We start from the raw sequence: 21,613 nt of genomic DNA on the forward strand, positions 1-21,613 counted from the left end.
GATCCTTGTTGAACTAAACAGTGCTGGTAAATGCGTATTGCTTTGCAGCAGTTCAGAAGGGATGGGTAATCGGGCACCACTAACAACAGCTGTACTAGAGCAGCTGCTTGCAAGCCTTAAAAAGCAGCTGCCAGAACTCTCGCTTAGCTATCGCTCAGACCTTGATGGCCCGATCCGAAAGCCGAGCAGCAGCACTTAAAAGCAGCCGTTAACAGCAGTGATCAGCACTGCTAAACAGAGCTGCAATTCACAGCAGGCCAGTAGTTTTCAACAGYTTTTCCACAGCCTGCAGGGCTCTTTTRTGAGCGTGCAGCTGGTATTGCAGGCGACATCTGGGAAAAGCTCTTTCCCCTTGACAGCAAGCAAWAGCAAGCTCTGGCCTGATTTTTGCGCTGGCTTAAAAACTGGTAAAGGCCTGCTGCTGCTTGATTTTGTTGTTTTTTATACCAGCGATGCATTTTTTATGGCTGCTTTGACGGCAGCAGGGCGGGTGTGCGCTGATGGATGCAGTGATCGCTTGTGCGTTGAATGGTTGTGGCTCCAGATTTGATGCAAGCCCATGTGAGTGTGGAAAACGAATTCCCAGAAGATTTATTCAACGCAATGGCAGCCTTTATCGAAAAACATCCTGAATGGGATCAATACCGCCTGGTCCAAGCGTCGGTGGCAGCATTCCTGTTTCAGCAGGGCAGCAAGGAACCAGCGGTAGTACAGCACTACCTAAATGGTTTATTCCAACGGCCACGGCACGTAAATTGCAAGATCTAGCTTTTGTGATTTGATTTGCTGATCACTGCCTTGATAGACCCTGCTGGATTTGCTTTGTTTGGATTGTTCTTCTTTAAGGCAAATGCCCCTTTGATAAATGTCACCTTTGTTCTTGCCGCGTGATGGCAGCAAACGTGAATTAAATGTAGTTCCAATTGATCTTAAATTAGAAAGCTATATCGATCAAAATAAGCAAACTATTTATTCCTTACTAGATTCTAATAGTGAACAAAGGTTGCTAGAAGTTCAAGCACGCCGGCGCAAAAGAACTAAATATCAAGATAATATCGCTGCTTAATAAAGGCGTTCACAACCAATATCGATAAGCACTACGCAAGCTTCTGGCGGCTGCTTTTTGTTTTGCACTGCCAAATTGCGGGCTAGTTCCATTGCGCCGCCGCCTTACCCAACTGCCCGCTGCGCCAGGAGTTGAAATCACTTTATTTCTAACTAGTTTGTTGCCTCGCGCGGCGACATAAACGGACAGCTTTGGCTATTGATACCGTTTGTTTTTTGCTAAGATGCTACAATTGAGTTTGGTAAAAGCCATCAACTCTATGTTGATAGCTTTTACCAAACAGCTGCTCAGCCGTCAGTCAGCCGTCATCATGCTGCTGAATAACAATTAATTATAAATGTATATCTATATTAGACAACTCCTTTATCCTCTGGCGTAATCACCTGTAAGGTGGGATTCTTATCAAAATGTTGGGTATTTAGGTTCATTAACAACTTCTCCACAATCAGGTGGATGCGAAACTTATTTGTGACCAGGTTACTGGTTTCGTGGAAAAACCGCTCTCCAAACATTGCCTCGCTTTGACCCGCTGGATCCAGGTTTCCGCGCCCGCCGCGAAGCGGTCGATGCGCTGTTGAAGCCCTGGACGCTGATCGGCGCGTCAGGCTCCCATCTGGAAGCGCAGCTGATGACGAGCGCGGCCCTCACCGCTCAGTTAGATCGCATGATTGGCAGCTGCGTCACCCCTGCGGAGGTGATGGATCTGGTGGAGAGCCGCAAGGAGCGTTGCCTGCTGATGGTGGTGGATTCGATCGCGCCCGACCATGGCAAAGCGCTGATCAACCAACTGGGCGCCCTGCCGCGCCCTCCGGCGGTGGTGCTGCTGCTGGAAAGCACGGCGTGGCTGAAGGTGAATGCCTACCCGCTGGATCGGCTCGACGCCGTGGTCAAAACGCAGAGCTTCGGCAGTGGCGTGTTGATTGAAGCTCTCATGGCCGTGAACCAGGGGCATCGCTACGTGGACCCATCCCTGCTCTCCGCCCTTAAGGCCAACACCCTCGGCAACCAGCCCCAACTCACCCCAAGGGAGCAGCAAACGCTGGAGGAACTGGCCAAGGGGCTATCGAACCGGGAGATTGCGCAACGCCTGGGCATCGCCGAAACCACCACCCGCGAATACACCCGGTCGGTGCTGCAGAARTTGAATGCGCGCAATCGCACCATGGCAGTGGGCGCTGCGATGAAGCTGGGCCTGTTGTTGCAGCACAGCACGCAAGACGGGGCTGGCCGATAAAGCTGCCCTGATGCCAGAAATCAACCCCTGGCTGTATCTGCTGCTGCTGAGCGCCGCCGTGGGGCTGGGTTTGCCAGCCGGTGCCCTTGTGGTGGGTGCTGGAGCCTTGTTTGGGCCGGGGCTGGGGCTGCTCACCGTGCTGCTTGCAGAAGCCGTTGGATTGGTGCTTAATTGGCGGCTGTGCCGTGGGCTGCTGCGGCCAAAAATGGAGCGCTGGCTGGCCAGAACGCCCAAGGCCAGGCGGCTGGAGCCGCTGATCGGGCAACCAGCCGGCCTGAAGTTTCTGCTGCTGCTGCGGCTGGCGCTGATCCCGATGAATTTGGTGAATGCCGGCTGTGCCCTGGGGCCCACCCGGCTGCAGCCCTATGCCCTGGCCTCGCTGGCCCTGATCCCACGCTTTGCCCTGATGGTGCTGGCAGGGGCGACTGGGGCTGAATCCATGCGGGGCAACCTGAGCCCACTGTCGTTAACTGCTCGCTGGGTGGCTGTGGCGGCCAGCGCAGCGGTGCTGCTGCTCGTGGCCAGGCGGCTGCAGCTCAGGGATACCCGGAACGACCCAGAAACCAGACCACCGGAGAAACGCATCCCCTAAGCAGGGCTTTGCCAGAGCTGGATGGCTCGGCGTTTCAACAAGGCTCGAGTCTCCCATCTGAGCCTTGAGCGGCCAGATCCATAAAGACATCCCCCCCAGGGCTGATTCAAAGTCTCAGCAGGGATTGGATTCTGGTTGTCGCCGCGCCATTGCCAGTAGCGCCTTGATGTCGTGCATCACCGTCTGTAAGCCGGCCCGGATCGACTGAAACCCAGTCAGGCGCAACAGGTTCAGGGCGGCGAGAGTTTCGTGGCCCTCTCCGAGGGTCTGCAGAACGCCCTGGCATCCTGCGGTGGAGTGCCAGATGAACTGCGCACCGACCGGTTGTCGGCGGCGTGCCGTAACCGCAACGGCAGTTTTTCAGCCGACATCACCCCCCGCTATCACGCTCTCTGCAGTCACTATGTGAGCCTCCCCCGTTTTCAAGGACAGTGTTTAGAGAGTTGCTTTTACACTGACCCCATGAAAACCAATGATCACAATGAATGCCGAGCCGCCGCCGGCCGTCGGCTCGATAGGGCCTCGCAGGGTCTTGCCGTCACACACCAGCTGGTCAAGCTCGCTTGCACCACCTGGGATCTGAGCGATCGTCCAGTCCTGGATCGCTGCCCATAGGGAAGCGACATCAACCTGACGGAAGAAGTAGCGGAAAGCTGAATCCGACGGCGGACGCAGCAGCTCCAGGCTGAGTGCCTCGGTCAGGATGCTGTGGTGGCGGATGGTAAAACGCTCCAGATCCCGCAGGCTCTGACAGCGACTCAGGATTCCCAGCACTGCCACAAAAGGAGGTACCAGGCCGGAATGCGCACGCCTCGGCGCATCCGGGCATCCGGTATCGCCTTGAGGTAGCTGATCAGGTCGAGATCGGTTGCAGCAGAGTCGCTTTTGAGCACAGGGAGGAGGCGATTCCGCCGACCTCAATTCATGCTGACAGCACCGGCAAGCAAACTTGTGTCGGACTTTAAATCAGCCCTGCCCCCCCCCATTCGGTGGGTACAAAAAACAGAGGGAAAGTTTCAAGATAGAGGTACATATGCAGCGGACCACCGCGCCCACGCTGCCATCCCCTCCTCAACCGAGCACCATGTCCTACGCCAGCAGCATCCAGATCGTGAACGACGCCAACGGCGCAGCGCACGCGTTTCTGGCTGATAACGGGGCCATCTTGCAGGGCCAGTGGAATGCCGAGGCCCAGCGGTGGGATCAGGGCCAGCTGGTGCCCCAGGCCTTTGGGGGAGAGAAGCTGCAGGCGCTGTACCTAGATAACCTTTGGCCTACTGATTTTGAGAACGAGTCAGGATTCAACCCTGGCATTGTGCTTGCGTATCGGGTGGGATCGGGGAATGGCGCGGAGATCTATGCCAGTTTTGGCCAGTGGGGCGGCGATGGGGAGTTGTCATGGTCGGCGCCGGTACAACTGACCGACGACCAGGTTGATGACCAGGCGTTCTCATTGGTGGCGGCGCCTAGCTCCAGCGGTGGCTTCTCATTGGTGGTGCAAAAAAAGCAAGCGGGCACGCCAGTGAATGCGCTGCTGGATCAACTGGCAAGCGCATCATGGGATTGGGATGCTCTTGAGTCTCAACTTGATGCGCCAGTGAGTGGGATTAACCCAGATAGCGATCTTTATGCCATCCAGTTCAACCTGAAGCTAAGCAATCCAAGTTCGACAGACGTGGTGCTGACGAGCAATGCCTCGACGCAGACAACGACAATAGTGAGCGCACAGGCAGAGCCCCTGCCAGCAACAACTGCTGCTGCATTTGGTGGCAATACGCAGCTGTCTCGGGAAGAATTACAGGCCGGGGAAATGCCGGTAACGGCGCCAGCAGCTGCGAGCATGCGAGCAATGCAGGCCCCTGTTGCTTTGGGTAGCAGTGAACCATCGGCTGAATCGAGTTCACCGCAAACTTCTTCTGAGCAAAGCAGCCAGAGCTGGAAAGGTGGATTGTCAGGCCAGACCAGTTTGCTTAACGGAACGTTGAAATATGGTCCTATGCCACTGCAGAACATCTACCGCTGGGAGTTGAATATCCCTGCAAACTTTCCCCCCCCTGCAAACACTAACCTGGCAACAGAGGAAGATGACGAGGAAGATGACGAGGAAGATGACATAAATCCATACGCAGACGCAGATCTGAGATTTTTAAGACCTGGTGAAATCAGCATGATCTTAAATCCTTTCGATCTGGCTGGAGACGAGAATGCATCATTACTTGCAGATGCGCGTGATTTTGATATTGTCGAGATGGAAAGCAACCAGATCTTAATTCCTGTCGAGCAGGATGGAAGCGGGAGGGTACCATTCCTTGACGCTTCAAGTAGTTCTAATATGTTAGCTAGCGGCTCGTCATTGCCTTCGTGGCAGAAAGTTCAATCAAATACTGGCGTAATCAGTGAGAAGGGGATCAATGTAAAATGGAAGGGCGCATTTGGCATCGCTAATTACGGTACTGGCGGGCTTGCCAGCTTAAGTACTGCTAAAATTGTTTTTGGTTATGGCGATGAGGATGCTAGGTCGCTTGTTGTTAAACAAAGTTTAGCTTTAACAGGCGAAACCAACTCACTAACTACATGGAATGTTGGCGTTGGCGGAGCCTTACAATCATTATATCAATATAGCAATGGTTGGATACAATCTCCAACTCTGACGAGTCTCAACGCTAGAGAGTCAGTTAGCTTGGATGCTTCCTTCAGAACTTTACGGCTGTCTCCGGCTGCAGAGTCAGTTATCCGCATCTCCGGAGCACTGAGTACGGGTTACGAATGGAACCAATATCTCTCAAGCGATAAACTACCTGAATGGCTAGCGGGTGTAGGCTATGCCGATGGCATACTTGGTGAATTGGCACGAAAGTCTTTAACAGGAATTGGAGTGGGATATGCTTACAAATCTTTAAAAAATCCTGGTAATATAGGAGCCAACAGACTAGTTAATGGTGCTGTTGGTGGCGGTGAAGGAGGCAACGGAATTCCCGTAACTTCTGCATTCGTTGGCACGGCAATTGCGGTAACTGGACCGGTTTTAGCTCCAGTCGCGGCCAAGCAAACTGAGCAAACTGGTCGACAATGGTCTAAATCTAGCGGTTGGCAACTTGGTGAGCGTTTAACGGCTGCAATTCTTTTTTATGGAATATCTGGCATTGAGGTTAACCTTGCCAATCGAACAACACTTTATCCGAATATCACGGGAACCGGCACAAATCAGGGCACCTGGGCCGACGCATTTTTTTTCAATGCTGGTGCAGCGCTGCCCCTAGGCGGGATGATACCACTGGTGAGTTATTATCATACCTGGAAAGAGAGTCTTGGCACAAAAAACAATACTCCTAATTCGGCAAAAACTTTAGGCGCCACTGAAGGTGATGGCAATACTTCTTCTGAACTTTCGAGTAAAGGTAGCTATAACTCCGCGGAAAAAGGGCTTAACTACCCCCTCACCTATGCGCCTGCAGCCGGCAGTAATTCCTATTTCTCTTCTGCTAACTCAGGTGTTGCTCTGGGTGCCAAACCAAGTTTACTGCAGCAACTGACGTTGGGCACCACTAATATTGGCGCTATTAATCCATACGCGACGACTTCACCAAGCATTAACTATGCGCTAACGCTTTACAACCAGGGCGCAAATCTCATTGACGGCAACTATACTGATGTTGCAATTTTAGGCGCCACAATTGATGGTAGCCTCAGCAGCGCGGCCCTTGCAAGTTTTACTGTCGCAGACGGCAGTATTGTCGCAAGTAGCTTCCAGATTACCAATGAGGGAAACTACTTGGCCTTGCCGCAAAACACGTCGAATAGTGGTATGTACGATTTGGTGTTAGATGTTTTTTCAAGCGGCATTGCCAATCCACTTGACCAAAATAACGGAAGTGTTGGAAATCCGTTTCAGAATTTACCGTTGATAACCCTTGATAGCAGCAATACTTCGTCTCCGCTAAAGCCTCAGAATATACAAGTTGTTGATTTTATCGATGTCTCCCAAGCAGGCACTGACAGTAGCCAATCAACAGGTACTGTTTATTTGCCCTACAACCCGTTTACAGGCACCACCAGCCAATTACCAAGCAACAACAATTCGAGCTATAGCTACAGCAATGTCCCGGTAAGCCTCTATAGCGCTTCCAATGCATCGATTGCTCCCATTAATGACAGCCCTACTGCAACTGTGCATCTGAGCAATGGGGTTATTGTACGTGTTGATCTTAATCAACCCCTATTTTTTGTACCCCCCACAGGATCAGCACTGAATCAGCCAGGTGAGTACACAATTCAGCTTGGGTTGCCCCAAGCAGTGTTGGGCAACAACGGGAGCCCAACCTTCTCAGTCACGTCTCAATATCTCGGTTATAATAATTTCGTAGATGAAGACCAATTTTCGGCTCAGGCTGGTGCAGCCAATTCAGGTGTTTACCTTGCTGCTGGTATTAGCGATCAGCTGCCTCTATACGCATCTATGGGCAGCCATGCGGTTCAAAACCGAGTTGCCTATATCACACAGGAGCAAAGTATTGTAGATGGACAACCAAAAATAACGAACAATATTGTTTATTTAAATGGCATCGAAAGGTATTCGCTTGAGGATAGCCCTGGTCAATATGACTACAAATCTACTCCTGCAGTCTACCCATCTGACCTATCCCTCCAGCAATACTACATCAATGCCAATAACAATACTACCGACAATGCCGAGTACTTCTTCACTGCTGCCAGTACCCCTACGGCCGCAACCATAGCTGGCTCTACTTCGGGTTCTAGTAGTTCACTTGCAGGCGATACCTTCGTTGCCTGGGTGGAGGCTTCGAGCCCTGTTATTCCTTTGGGCACTACAGAGGGTGGCGCGGCAAATTTCCAGGCCTACATGGAAGGACTCTATGGCGCCCAGCGGATCAATTATCGAATCAATGAAGGTGGGGTCTGGAAAGCTCCAAAAATTTCGGATCTGTACTATCCGACAGATAAAATTATTCGGCATCTCAAGGCTTTCAATGTTGCCGATCCCTCTAACTTAGGTCAAGAGAGAACCCTTTTGGTTTGGAGCGAGACAGCATTTGCCGCAATCCAAGGTGAACAGGAGGCATTGGCGTCTGGTTCGTTTGTCCCAGCTGTGATTAAGGCTGGATGGATCAACCCAAACGCTACAACATATGAGTGGAAGGATCTTTTTAGCGATGCTAATGGTCTTACAATTCAGGAGATTCCATGGGATCCCACGAAAGATGTGGGCCTTGCCATTGAGGAGATCACTATTGCCTCGCTTCCCCAGTTGGTCAATGGAATTTTTACAGAAACCCCCGTCATTAGCTGGAGCCAAAATGTTCGTACCCCCTATCGCCAAAGTGTTCTTGAAAGCAGTCCTGTTATTTACCTGCAGTTTGGAGAGCTTCAAAGTGGGCTAAGTGACATCAATATTGGTTCAGTGGATTCCACTAGCACTTACACCGCTGCCTCCAGCACCGGCCTTAATTTTTCTATACCCGGTGCCCTGTCCGCATCCCAGTCCACGGCGGTGCAAAACAGCGATGGCACGGGTGTACTGAGTACGGGAACGGGTACAAGCTATAGTCAAATCTTACAGATTACTAACAACATACCCTCGTCGAGTTTAACGTCGGCATCTGCGAATGCGATTGCGGCCTTTACAGGATCCATTGCAGATAAAATCCTTACAGTAACTTCTCTTGCATCAGGAAGTCTTGATGTGGGCGACATTATTTCCGGTCCTGAGATTATTGCCGGTACGACGATCACCGCTTTGGATTCGGTAGATGCGGCAACGGGTCTTGGTACTTACCACCTCAATGAGCAGCAAAATGTTGCAAGTACTGAGCTGGAGGCCCTACCTGCATCTAGCCAGTTACCGATCGCGATCTTCACTGGTTCCATTAATGGCACCAACCTCAGCGTTAGCACCGTTGCTCAAGGTAGCCTCAACCTTGGAGATGTGGTCAGTGGCCAGGGTATTGCCTCTGGTACCACCATTGTTGCTGGTAGTTTTGATGCCAATTCTGGCACCGGAAGTTTTACTGTCAACAAAAGCCAAAGCGTTGCAAGCTCCGCTTTGGTAGCCAGTCCTGGCACACCGACTGTTCCTTACACGATTGAATTCTGGGCCCAGTTGCCCATGGATTCCAATCCCAATGGCGCTGGCTTGGTGGCCTTTGGCCAGCCATCTATCACAGCGGTTGGCTCTTCATCCCTTCCTACAGGTTGGTTGCTAACTAGCAGCTTTGTGGTCGATGAGATTACTTACAACGAGGCTGCTGCTAAGGGATTGATTGAGTCTATCCCAAGTTCCATCACATCCCCGTCTACTACCGTGTATGGATGGGGTTGGGCGATGGTTGCCGATGGAGCAAACACCACAGCCATGGGAGGTAATGGTGGCAATAACCTTTACAGCAATGCCCTGAATATCAACAACTTGGTCAATGGGAGCACGATTCCAGGTGTCACTGACTTTTTAAATAACTACCAAATTACTAGTTCCGATTTGCTGGGCACTGATGGTGTCAATACTATTACAAGCATTTCCCAGGCGCCGATCACCGATCTTCAGTTTAGTAATGAGGTTGACCAAACAACTGGTCTGGCGAATTCTACTCTCAATGTCATTGCCATCGATACATCTTCTTCGGTTCTAAATCAGGGTTTTGTTTCAGCCAATGATGCGCAAAACAATCAAAATCTGCAGGCCATGTTCCAAGACCTGTGGGACTTCCAACAAAAAACAGGTGAGCCCAAAGTTAATTTTTCACTAGCTCCTGATAGCAAGGGAACCGTAGGAACACCCCCGAATGAATTTAACAGTGAGAGCTATGCAGGCTACGAGCTTGGCTTCTCTCTTTCACGGGGTACGGCAGTCTCGGTAAACGGTAACGGTGAGCTTGTTTTTGATATTGGCAATGGTACAAGCCTTGTGGGTGTTGCTTCCGATCCCAGTATTTCTAGTGATTTGAGGGATGGCCAGTGGCACTATATCGTTGCGTCTTACCTGCCAAATTATGAGTATTATACAGTTGCTGGCAGCATCGTTCAGCTGCCAACCAACGTCGGCACAGCGTCTATTTATGTCGATAATCAACTTTTTGCAGTTCAAAATAATATAATCGATGCCTATGCGCCGGTCAATCTTAATGATCAGGCGCTATTGCTTTCCAACAACGTTGGCGGTGCGATTGATCAGTTGGCCATTTATGACAAGGCGCTCTCCATGGTCGAAAGACCTACGCGGATAGCAACTGCTGATTTTACCGGATCGATCGCTGGTAATACCCTTACCGTTACCTCAATCACATCTGGCAGTTTAGATGTTGGTGATGTGGTTACAGGACCTGGCATTACGGCAGGTACCACCATTAGCGCTGTTGGCCAGGTTGATCTTACAACTGGTTTGGGCACGTACGTTCTTAACACCAGTCAAACAGTTGCTACCCCCCCTCAAGACCTAGAGGCACTATCGGTATCACCTCGGCTTGCGATGTCAAGCTTCGCTGCCACGATTTCTGGAACTACCCTCACAGTTACCCAGCAAAGCCAAGATCCCTTGGGCATAGGGTATGCCATTACTGGACAGGGAGTTACTCCAGGAACAACCATTACCGGGATCCTTCCTAATGCACAATCTGGATCCAGTTGTTTTACGGTCAATATCAGCCAGACTGTTGCCATTTCTTCATCCCTTGTTGCTATTCCCAGCTGGCCTTCCCCTTCAGCAGAGGATGCTTTGGCTATGTTGGCCGCCCTGGGCTATGGCATAGACACCAAAACCCCAGATCCAGGAGCTACTCCTGGTGCTGTGACGAGACATTGGGAGTCCCGCAATGTTAATCCCAATGATGCATTACTTGGATCATATTATTCCGTTTTTACACCGGATGCCACTGGTACTGGTGGTTCATGGTCGAACGCTTCCAATCTCAACCCCGCAACGCAATTAGAAGCAACTATCCCCAGTGCAAGTCAACCTGGATCGATGCAGGATGATCTGGTGATTGCCATTTCACCCACAGATTGGAGTGGTGCTAACTGGACGGTGAACCAAACAGCATCCCAAGCTTTTAATCCTGCACATGACAAGCTAACAGGCATAACAGTCTCTTTGACCAATTCCAACGATGATGCCACTAAGACGCTGCAGCTGACGCCAGAGCAGGTGTTGCTCGGAAGTAACACACTCCAAGCACTACAACCTTTAGCCACAGCTGCTGATTTTAACTATACAGTTCTTACCAATGCGCCTGCCTTCAATCTTGTTATACCCAAGAATCAGTTGCCTTCCACTGGAAGCAATAAATTAGCATCAGAATACAAGGCAACCTATACATTTAATTTTACTACCAAGAGTAACTCTACTGAATTTGTTACTAGTCAGGTATCCAATGCCCAGCCTGTGGTGGTTAACCAGAAAGGTGCAGCAGCGATCTCAACGATCACGAGCAGCACTGGAAGTGCAAACCAGCTCTCAAACCTACAAAAGCGTGATAGCGTCATAGCCACGGCTGCTGTAATTGAACAAGCCCCAATTCAACTCAAGTATATCGATAGTGGTGAAGTATTTAAAAGCGCTTCATCCACTGCGGCGGCTAACACTCCTGCCGCTTCATCTCCTGCGAACACCTTTGGTGCCTCACAAGTATTTGGTTCTTATATTCCATCAGGGGGGAATGGTAATACCTATGGGTGGCTGGCAATAGCTCAACCCCAGTCAACCAATGCGAACAGAAACGCAGCCGGTCGTGTCTGGATTCAGTACACCGGACAGTCAAAGGATGGTACTCCTACCACTACTGTGGCTGATGCTCCAAAAACTTGGTTGAATGCCTTAGCTGAGTCTAATTTTACCCCTGATTCACCCAACCTTCCTTTGTTGGGTAATGCTTTTAATCCCAGTAGCACGGGCGGACTTTTAATAGAGGCCGATCCCACCGTGGGTTGGGGAGATAATTTTGGTCAGACCATGTTGGTTGCTGATGTAGATAATGATGGAGTTTTAGATCTTGTCATTGGCGCTCCCCAGGCCAATGGAGGAGGGCGTGTTTATATTATTAATGGACAATGGATTGAAAACAACCTCACAACTAGTGATGCCACGACCATTCTTAGTCTAGCTAACCCCAATAATTTAACAGATGCAAGTGGTCAGGGCTATGTCACCGTGCTTACGCCATCGGTTGCTATAAATAATATCAGCACCGATGACATCACTGTTGCAGGCTTTGGAAGTGCCCTCGCCTTTTACAACAATACCCTCTGGGTTGGAGCACCAAATTACCTCCGCCAACTTGATCCCAGTATTACTACTCTTGATCCTGTAGATATCAGTGCAGCATTTAATTCCTTGGTGCCAATTGGCGCCGTTTATAGCTATAGCGCATCCTCAGGTAGCTGGGGAACTGGCGAGCCCACCCCTCTTCCTAACCCTGTACTTGGTAGCGGTGGTACTGCCGAAAGCCTCGATCCCACCGGGTCACCTACGACCACCTATTGGGGCGGTCAGTTTGGTAGCTCGATAGCTGTTAATAGTACAAGTGGTGCCTTAGCAATTTCTGCACCTGGTGTTTATGCAGGCATGCTATATAGCGGTACTAATCAAGTTCAGCAGCAGACCGTTGATGGCAAAAAAGATCCCACTTCTACCTATGGCGACGGTGCATTAATCAAATTCCAGGCCCCAGTTACTTCCGCAGTAAATAGCCTGCCCAGCGTCTCTATTATTGGAGGCACTTCCAGTACTTCAACCCTTGTCGATATAGTTGATCAGTCACAAAACAATGGCAAAAAGTATGGCAATGAAGAGTCTGCCTACATGCAGAGCCTTAAGAAGCAGCAGGCAGACAATATTGTTGACGCAACAGTCTACTACAATCAGGCTCTTCAGGTTAATGCGGTTGGAGCCGTTTATTTAATCAATGACTCTGCTGATTTTGCAAACTTAAGTATCATCAGCGCCACCGCCATTGAGGATCAAGGTGGCAGCACGATCTATGGCCCCAATGCCTGGAATGTTCTCGGGATGTCAGGTTTCGGTAGTAGCCTTGCTTTTAGTGATTTAAAAAACACAAACAGCAATTCGATCCTTGCCATTGGTGCTAATCAAACCGGTGGCTCAGGCGCTGTCTACATGGTAGATACAACCTCTGATTGGCCATCCTCAACTCTCGGTTCGAATCAATACCTAGCCCATCTGGTTAGTGGGCTTACACTCTACGGCGCTGAATCGCAAGATAATTTTGGCAACGGACTTGTAGACCTAGGCGACACTAATAATGATGGCTATAATGATTTGCTGATGCAAGCCTACAATGCAAGTAGTGGTGCTGGCAATGGTTATGTCTTGTTTGGAAGTGACAATCTGATCGTTACAGATCAAGCAAACCCTGGGGGAGTAAATCCTGGTGTCGGTAGCGTTGCAACCGGCTCGATTGGAGAGATTACTAGGGCTGATAACTCGACCTATAAGGCAGCTATTCTAAGTCAGCTTGGCTATGGACTTTCCACTTATACCGGCCAAGGTACTTTCGGTGCCGGTGACGTCGATGGTAATGGGTTAAAAGACGTCATGCTTGGCTCCGGACCCAATGGCAGTGCCTACCTTACCTGGGGCCAACCTTATTTGGAGTCTATTGGTAACCTCCAACTCGACAAACTTACCAGTAATACGGGCTATATGTTGGATGGCCTAGCCACCACCAGCCAGGGCTCATTGCGTTCGCTGGGTGATTTCAACGGTGATGGTTATGGCGATTTCATCTCCATTAATTCCGACAATGCACTCACCACCGTGCGGATCGAGCTGGGAGCCAACACCCAGGAAATCCTTGCTGATTATCCCTACAACTACTACTCTTTCACCGTTCCTAGTGGCACCGAGGTGCTCCCCGGTGGAGATATCAATGGGGATGGCTTTGACGACATCGCCCTCTTCCTCGACCAGAACCTCAGCTCCGCAGCACAGGGCAACCAGGGCGCTGGCAGCACTACCGGCATCCTCTATGGCCGGGACAGCCAGAACCTGCCTCTCGGCTCCGGATTTGGTTTCCTCGCTCCTGTTGAAAGCGATAGCCAACCGGCGATGGCATTGCCCGGCGGTAATATTTCCGGAGGCCTGACAGATGTTGCTCCGGCTGTGATTGCTGTCGGCAACACCATCTACTCCGTCGTCAAGGGCTATCAAACTGATGACACCAGCCTCTGGTTCAGCCAGAGCACCGATGGCGGCAACAGCTGGAGCGGCTGGAGCAACATCACCAATACCTATTCAGATCTAGCCTCGGGCACCTCACCCTCGCTGGCTTTCTTCAACAACAAGCTCTACCTCGCCTATCTCAACACCGACAGCACACCCGCACTCTCCATTAGCAGCTGGGATCCAGCCAGCAACAACCCCGCTGCCTGGAGTGCACCCACGCAGATCAGCGACGGCAACAGCTCCGCCTCCAGCTTCAGCAGCTCCTTCAGCCCACAGCTGATCGACCGTGGCGATGCCCTCGGACTGATCTGGGTCAATACCGATGGCGAACTGATGAGCGCGGCGTCCACCAGACCCGCGAACATAACCTGGGCGGTAGTTGACAACGGCTCATCCCCCGCGATCCCTGCACTGGCCCGTGATGGCAACACCGTCTACATGGCGGTGCGGGGCAATGGCGACACCAACATCTACTGGACCATGAGCACCGATAGCGGTGTCAACTGGGCCGATTGGCAGGCTCTGCCTGACTCCATGACCACCGCCAGTGCTCCCTCACTGGCGGTGGTCGATGGCACCCTCTATCTGAGCTATCTGGGGGATGACAACAACGAGATCAATATCACCACCCTGTCCAATGCCAGCACCAATAGCTGGAGCACCCAATACCAGATCCCAGGCCAGTCCGCTAATTACGCCAGCCTGATCAGCGAGACCATCGGCAGCACCACCCAGCTGGCGGTGTATTACGTCTCTAATGATTCCACCGATCGCATCCTTAAGGCCTACAGCAGCACCCCCTCCAGCTCCTCCGGCTGGACATCCGACATTGAGGTTGAATATAACGATGGCACCGGTCTTCAGACCGCTTCCGGACCTCTGGCCGTCACAACCTTCAATGGTCAGACCTACATCGCTTACCAGGGCGGCACCACAACCAGCCCCAGTGAACTGATCTATCTCGCCAGCAGCTCCTCAGCCAGCACGACCAACATCGGCAGCGATTGGAGCACCGAGGGCACCTTCAATGCCAACGTCACCACAGGGCTTGGTCTGACAGCAAGCCCCGGCGGCCTGATCCTGAGCTACGGCAATTCCAGCCAACCATCAGATCTGCAGCTGCGCGAGCTCTCCTTGGATCAGGCCTCCGGCACTTGGTCGATCACCGGCAGCTATGCCAATGCCCTGCCGAGCACCCTCAGCAATGAGGTGGCCATCCTTGGCCTCAGTTCCGGCAGCGCCCTATCGCTACTCCTGGCAGGGATTAATACCCAGAGCAACCTCTATTCCATTCAGACAAGCCTTCTCTCTGGCACAGATTTAGCCCCCAACTGGAGCACTCCGATCGAGTTGCTCGAGCGGGTGGATACCAACGGCACCATCACCTTCCAGCCGATCAGCGCCTCGGCCGCACCCTCCTTCACCTGGCTCGGTCAGCAAGGTGTACTGGCCGTTAACGATGACGGAGCGATCCAGGTGTTCACACCCGCTACCAACAGCCTCAGCTGGGAGCGAGTCACCTCCTTCACCAGCGGATCAGGGGAGGCAGCGATCACCACTGCTCCGGTGCTTGCAACCACCGACACCGGGCTGGCCCTCACCTACGGCAGCAGCGATAGCGCGATTCACTTGGAACGTATCGACTTCGTCGATACACAGGGCAATCCTCTGAGCAGTGATCTCGCCTGGGTTTCCACAACCCTCAGCCCGAGCGAGGGTGGGGTCAGCAGTGATCTCGCCACCGTTCCGCTCAGCGTTGATGGCAACTTGCTGCTCGTCAATGTGTCCACCGGAGCTCAGGACGACCGGATCTGGCTCAATGCCGTGCCGAACCTCGCCAATCCAGACAGCACTACCTGGCTCAACTCCACCGTTCAGCTCAGCGATGGACAGGGTGGCTGGAGCATCAGCCAGCAGCCCCTCACCCCTGGCCAGGCGGGATCAACTCTGACCCCCGTGGGCGATCTCAACAACGATGGCTACAGCGATCTGCTGGTCACCGCCAACGGAGTGTCGGCCAATACCGCAAATGGCAACCAGTCGTACACCGGCCTGCGGGTGATCACAGGGGCCGCCACGAGCACGGCACTTGTCAACAACAACAACAGCACATCCGCAAGCCAGACCGTGCAGCTGGCCGCGCCCTTCAGTCAGGGCAGCCAGGCACCGGTGTCGTCGATCACTGGCGTAAATCCCGCCAACGGCAGCCTCAATCTCGGCATCGCAGCCCGCAAAGGCTCAGCCGTCTCGGCCTTCAATGCCACGGTGTCGGCGGCAGATCTGACCTCCCCCTCAGGCAGCGTGGCGGAGGCCAGCGCGTTGCTGGATTGGTTMGAGCCCACACCAAACACCCTGTTGCAGAGCAATGGCTGGGGTGATGCGGCATTGAACGCCACGGGCAGCTACGGCGATCTCAACGGTGATGGACGGCCCGATTCTTTCGATCCTGCTACCTACGGCGCCATCACCACCATCCCGGGCCTGAACTACAGCATTTGGAGCATCCGCGCCGCCGGGGACGTCAATGGCAATGGCGTTGATGATGTGCTGCTCTCGCTCGCACCGCAGGGTCCGGCTTACGTCCCGACGAGCAGTGGCCAACCCACTGCTCTCCAATCGGTGCTGGTGGATGGCTCCCTGTTCAAGGTCGATCAGGCCACCAACAGCTTCCAACTGGATCAGCTCAAAACGCCTCTCAATCCCTACAACCGGGCTCAGCTCTACGACGTCGCTGGCACATCCACCACCAACTATTTGACCTCGCTGCAGAACTGGTTTGATCCGATTCTCGGTTTCACGCCGGGCATCGGGCTTGCGGCCTTCACAGGAACTGCCACCAACCCTGATTCGGCTTTATCCTATTCACCACCCTGCGCGGTTGTGACTCCAGAGGGGCAGGCCATTCTGTTCTTCTCTGGGGCGGACACCAGTGGCACCGATTATGCCAGTGGCCTGTGGATGGCCTACCAGGATGGATGGCCTACCGGCAGCTGGAAACAAAGCTCCCTGAGTGTGGCCAGCACCTCCAACAACACCACCCCCAGCGCTGCCTACTTCCAGGGCAAACTGTATGTCGCCTATACCGATATAAACCAGGATATCAACATTGCTGTCTGCTCGGGCTTATCCCCTCAAGTCGCAAGCAACTGGACCAGCTACAAGGTCTACACCACGGTCAACGAGTCGACCGCTTATTCGCCAACTCTCATCGCCGAGAATGGACGCCTAGCGCTATATTTCCCCTCCAATACACCATTACCCAATATGAGTATGACTTGGAATGCAAATTACCAATCGCTTCGCTATCTCTATAGCAATGATCCTTCCAATGGCAGCTGGGGATCATCGTTTGATTCAGCAACCGGGAGCTTCTCTGGAATCAGTGGTCAGCTGAATAATTACGAGGTCACCTCGCCTATTGCGGCCACGAACTACCAAGGCCGCACTGTGCTCGCATTCAGGAACTACAACACTGGACCTGGAGACAATGTCGCCAACGGCGATATCATCCTCCTCACCCAAGTGGCTAGCGCCGCGACGGCAACTACTCCGACATCTACGGTCTCCTGGCAGGAGTACAATACCGGGTTCAACAATGTTAATGGCGTCGGCCTTGCCACAGATCAGTCCCTGCTCTATCTGACATCATCCCCAAACTATGGTGCAAGTACCCCTGGCTCTGTAATCTACGAACTGGCGCCAAGCCTGAATACAGCGGGGCAAGCGGACGGCAATTGGACCAGCTCCCCCAGTCAGGACCTTAATACTAGCTTGTACAACAAAAATGAGGCCCCTAAATTTCAAGAGCAGGGGTCGACGGGGTCGACCTACAGCGTAGCCACTATCAACCCGTTCATGCTGAACGGGCAGCTGATGGGCACCTGGACCGATACCAATCAGAACGTTCAGATCTCACAACTCACCCTCAGCATTGGTGGCGCCAGCCAGCAATCTATTGCCGGCTATTCCATCGATGGAAACATCGACGTCAACGGCGATGGCTTCACGGATATTCTGCTTTCCGATCCGTCTGATCCAAACAAGGGGGTTAATAACCAATACGTTCTATTTGGTGGTGATTATCTAGATATCGCCTCCCAGGTTGGAACTGCAGGTAATGACACCCTGCTTGGTACACCTCTCGCTGATGTGATCTATACCATTAGTGGCGCTGATGAGGTGATCTCTAATGGCGGCGCTGATGTGATCTACACCGGTTCCGGTGATGATCAGATCTCGATCACAGGCAATGCCTTTTTCCGCATCGACGCCGGCTCCGGCTTTGATGCCTTGCAGCTGGAAGGCCTGGCCAACCAGCCCTACGACTTCCGCCTCAATGTGCCCAGCCCTGAGTATTTCGCTGGCACCAAGCTGCGCGGCATTGAGCTAATTAGCTCCCTCGATTATGGCAGCAACACCCTCAGCTTTGATGCGGCTGCTGTCAACGCGATCAACCCCGATCGAATTCTATTTCTTGTACCAGATGCAGAGGATTATATTCATCTTACTTCTGAATTTGAGCGTAACAGTGGCTTTGATACCAGTTTCGGTGGCGCTGTTTGGTATGCCTACACAACGGGAATTGCTCTTCCTGATAGCACCAACCCTACCTTGGTGTACGTGGGCGCACCTGTTGGTGAGTCTGCGAGTGACTGGCTCGCAAACAATGTGCAAACGGTTGATGCTTCTGTCTCCGTTGCCGGTATGGCTACTCCCTTTGCCCTCAATGAATCGGAGCCCTCTGTAAGTGAGCCTCCAGTACCGAGAGCCTCGTCCACTGTTGGTAGTGCATCATTTGGTGATGGCTTGTTTATTACCGGCTACAGCACCACACCCGGTTCCGGTGTTGCCCTTTTCCAAATTAGCCGTGACGGCGATCTCAGCCGCAGCCAGCTGGTTAGTTATGTCTCGTCTTCCCTTAACAGTTCCGCTGAGCCCGGACTTCACTACACACCAGTGGCAGGGTTTTTGCGACTGGAGGCAGGCCAAGCCTCTGCGAACATCAGCGTTCCGGTTGATCCAAGTGCTGTCGCTGCCCTGCGCAATGGCACACTCAGCCTGAAGGTTGCTGAACTCGACGACCGGGGTCAACAGCAAATCCATCTCCTGCTCGATGTGGATCAGGCAAGTGGTGGACTCCGACCGGTGCTTTCAGGCCTGGATCTGCAAGTCGACGACTCCGGTTCTTCGGCAACGATTGGTTTCCGGGCTGATGCCAACAAGGATGCTCTAAAGGATGGTCTTGCTACTACCCTTAACCTCAATGTGCGTCGTCGGCTCTCGGCCGACCTTGCTGCTAACGATCTGGGCAACCGCAATCAGACGCTTTCCATCAGCGATGGCCTGCGCGCCAAGTTTGATCAGGATGGTTTAGATAACGATCAGGTCCATCTTGAGCTTGTTCTTAACACCACTACTGGTTCTATCCAGTTGCAGGCAGCTCAAACAGAGCTTAATCCGCTGATCTTAAGCAAATTAGACCCAACTAGAAAGCCAATTACGGTTGGCATAGAACTGACAACCACATCTCTCGACGCCATTCCAGTGGCAACACCTCCATCTGGTGTCTTGCTTAACCAAACAGCTATCGACTTTACGGTTGATGCTGATAGCAGTGGTAAAGCCAAACTTTTCCTTGATCTCACCCAGGTTGGAGGTGATCTTGACATCAGCGTGTTTAAGGATGGTGTCCTTAAGCGTAAAGACCAGACCCACCTGCTCTATTACGGCATTGACGAGAAAGGTGTCCTTTCGCCCCTAACCTATAAYGCTCGTCACAAAGCCGGAGCCCGCTTCTTCGATACCGATGGTGATGGCATTGCTGATTTCGTCAGCCTTACGTTTGTTGATGGCGGTATGGGTGATATCGGTCAAAAAGGTGATGGAAAAGTCCACGATCCTTCCACTGCWGGCACAGTAGATCTCCAAAATGTGTTGCTGACCGCCGTCGATTCACGCACCCTGCAGGCTGCTGACCAGGTCAACAAAGTTGCCCCTGCAAGCCTGGTGTTGCGGGCAACCCTTAATCRTCGTTCTGCTACCACTAATCAGATCTACTATGTGGTCCATGATATTGCCGATTCCGCGAGCATTGATTCCATCTTTGCTGATATTGATGAGCTAAGGGAACGGTCTCAGACCCTGTATACAAGCCTGGAATCAACAGATGTCACCCTTGCGCCTGGTTCGTCATTAAGTCGAGACATCTTGCTGATCAATGGTCAATTGGTTAGCTTCTTTGAGGTGGTTGATGGCACCCTGGATCAGATCACTAGCGCAACTGATGGGCGGCTACGTGTCTTCTCTACCGGTGGTTTTTCAACTGGTTCCCGTTCTGGAAATCTCTCATCCACAAGTGGCGTCAGCCTTGCTCTTTCACTGGTTGACGGTGATCAAGGTCTTGGTGCCCTGATTGGCCAGGAGCAGGGTCTTGCCCCCGTACTTGATTTCACTGCCTTTACCACTGATCAAAGGATTGAGGGCACCGTGACCCTTGCGCGTGAGGCTGCCTTTGATGCTGTCACTGGTTTCTACCGAACCCTCGACCTCCAAGGCACCGTATGGCGCGATCCTTCTGMTCAGAGCAAAGGCACTATTRCCCCCGGCCAAGTCGGTACGACCGCCGCGGATTACGGAGCTGCTGCMCTTAGAAATATGGTCGATGGGCTCACRGGTCTCCAGGTGGRCAATCGCCAAACCAGTAACCKCTCCATYTCWCTCCMGGAGAGCAAYTATCTCGCGCCGATTGCACAGGTWAAKGGGAATACCTTTGTGGCCTTTGMCAGWGGTAACGCTGATGGCATTTCCCACTTTGTTTCCCTTGGTTCAAATATGTTTGGCCTCGAGGATCTCTATGGGGGCGGCGATCGAGACTTCGATGACCAAGTTATTGGTTTTGCCTTCAGCAAGGTGGTTACTCCTCCCGTCTGATCTTGAATGCTTATACCTCCTTTATCTTTGAATCCCTATTTTTAGCGAACAGGGAGGAGTCTGAATGACTTTTCCCTAAGGTTGATTGTTTGTTTTGCTCTTCTCAAACCACGCTTGCTTCGTGATTGCTAGCCCACAGGCTGTCTTCGGCTGCTCACGTGCCACCTTGGGGTGCGCCAGGTTCCCCAGAACACAATCCACCAGATCAAACGTCAGCACTGACTAAACCGGCCGGGGAGACCGGCCGGCGGGAGGCCCCGCCTCCCTGCCCCCTCTGCCAACAAAGTTGTCACCCCTGTTAATTGAATCCTTGGGGGYTTAATSGAGCAATTTAATGACTGCTTACAGCTGGGCTGWTTATGTAGAAGTGCTGTTCAAGCTGATGTGAGAAAAAGGATGAGCCCGCCAAATCGGCAGGATGTGCCTCAAATTTCTAAGGAATTAGGTATTCATCAATCCACGCTTTATAAATGGCGCAGTAACTGGCGGTTGCAGGGGGAGGTGGTGCCAGCATCCGAKAAAGACCCAGATAGCTGGAGTGCTGCAGATAAATTCACGGTGGTAGTAGAAACAGCTGGGTTTAATGCCACTGAGCTGAGT

The 21,613-nt window shown here is 52.3% G+C and carries 9 protein-coding genes and 2 pseudogenes; 9 read left to right on the forward strand and 2 right to left on the reverse strand.

Annotated elements, in window-relative coordinates; all coding sequences use genetic code 11:
* From C7K08_RS15465 to C7K08_RS16855, 7 genes and pseudogenes are all read left to right on the forward strand, one after another.
* Nucleotides 1-199 (forward strand): annotated as a pseudogene (locus C7K08_RS15465) (hypothetical protein); the annotation flags it as partial.
* Between the two features lie 153 nt (nucleotides 200-352).
* On the forward strand, nucleotides 353-550 hold the full coding sequence (locus tag C7K08_RS15185; RefSeq protein ID WP_133165188.1) for a hypothetical protein: 198 nt from the start codon (nucleotides 353-355) through the stop codon (nucleotides 548-550).
* On the forward strand, nucleotides 529-768 hold the full coding sequence (locus C7K08_RS08210; protein WP_241537151.1) for a DUF2811 domain-containing protein: 240 nt from the start codon (nucleotides 529-531) through the stop codon (nucleotides 766-768). The genes C7K08_RS15185 and C7K08_RS08210 overlap by 22 nt, the downstream gene beginning before the upstream one ends.
* Nucleotides 769-865: 97 nt before the next feature.
* On the forward strand, nucleotides 866-1,066 hold the full coding sequence (locus C7K08_RS08215; protein ID WP_133165189.1) for a hypothetical protein: 201 nt from the start codon (nucleotides 866-868) through the stop codon (nucleotides 1,064-1,066).
* A 511-nt stretch (nucleotides 1,067-1,577) separates the two neighbouring features.
* Nucleotides 1,578-2,300: a response regulator transcription factor gene (locus C7K08_RS08220; protein WP_133165190.1), complete on the forward strand. Its 723-nt coding sequence runs from the start codon at nucleotides 1,578-1,580 to the stop codon at nucleotides 2,298-2,300.
* 10 nt (nucleotides 2,301-2,310) lie between these two features.
* Nucleotides 2,311-2,892 (forward strand): TVP38/TMEM64 family protein, encoded by a 582-nt coding sequence (locus C7K08_RS08225; protein ID WP_106500157.1) that lies wholly within the window; start codon nucleotides 2,311-2,313, stop codon nucleotides 2,890-2,892.
* 219 nt (nucleotides 2,893-3,111) lie between these two features.
* Nucleotides 3,112-3,297: pseudogene (locus C7K08_RS16855) on the forward strand (IS21 family transposase); the annotation flags it as partial.
* A gap of 30 nt (nucleotides 3,298-3,327) precedes the next feature.
* On the opposite strand, the gene C7K08_RS15190 reads toward C7K08_RS16855, so the two are convergent.
* Together C7K08_RS15190 and C7K08_RS16640 are read right to left on the reverse strand one after the other, a co-directional pair.
* Entirely contained in the window at nucleotides 3,328-3,672 is a 345-nt protein-coding gene (locus C7K08_RS15190) for a hypothetical protein (RefSeq protein ID WP_133165191.1), read from the reverse strand.
* Nucleotides 3,651-3,785 carry a hypothetical protein gene (locus C7K08_RS16640; protein ID WP_272867430.1) on the reverse strand — a complete coding sequence of 45 codons (135 nt, stop codon included), beginning with the start codon at nucleotides 3,783-3,785 and terminating at the stop codon, nucleotides 3,651-3,653. Before C7K08_RS16640 ends, C7K08_RS15190 begins: the two co-directional genes overlap by 22 nt.
* A 599-nt stretch (nucleotides 3,786-4,384) precedes the next feature.
* Here C7K08_RS16640 and C7K08_RS08240 point away from each other — a divergent pair.
* Together C7K08_RS08240 and C7K08_RS08245 are read left to right on the forward strand one after the other, a co-directional pair.
* A complete protein-coding gene (locus C7K08_RS08240; RefSeq protein ID WP_241537152.1) occupies nucleotides 4,385-21,013 on the forward strand; it encodes a hypothetical protein in 16,629 nt (5,542 codons plus the stop codon).
* Between the two features lie 396 nt (nucleotides 21,014-21,409).
* Nucleotides 21,410-21,613: helix-turn-helix domain-containing protein (locus C7K08_RS08245; RefSeq protein WP_133165193.1), on the forward strand; the 204-nt coding region annotated here is incomplete at its 3' end.

Origin of the sequence: Synechococcus lacustris str. Tous, from assembly GCF_003011125.1 — a bacterium.
In the GTDB taxonomy this organism is placed as follows: domain Bacteria; phylum Cyanobacteriota; class Cyanobacteriia; order PCC-6307; family Cyanobiaceae; genus Synechococcus_D; species Synechococcus_D lacustris.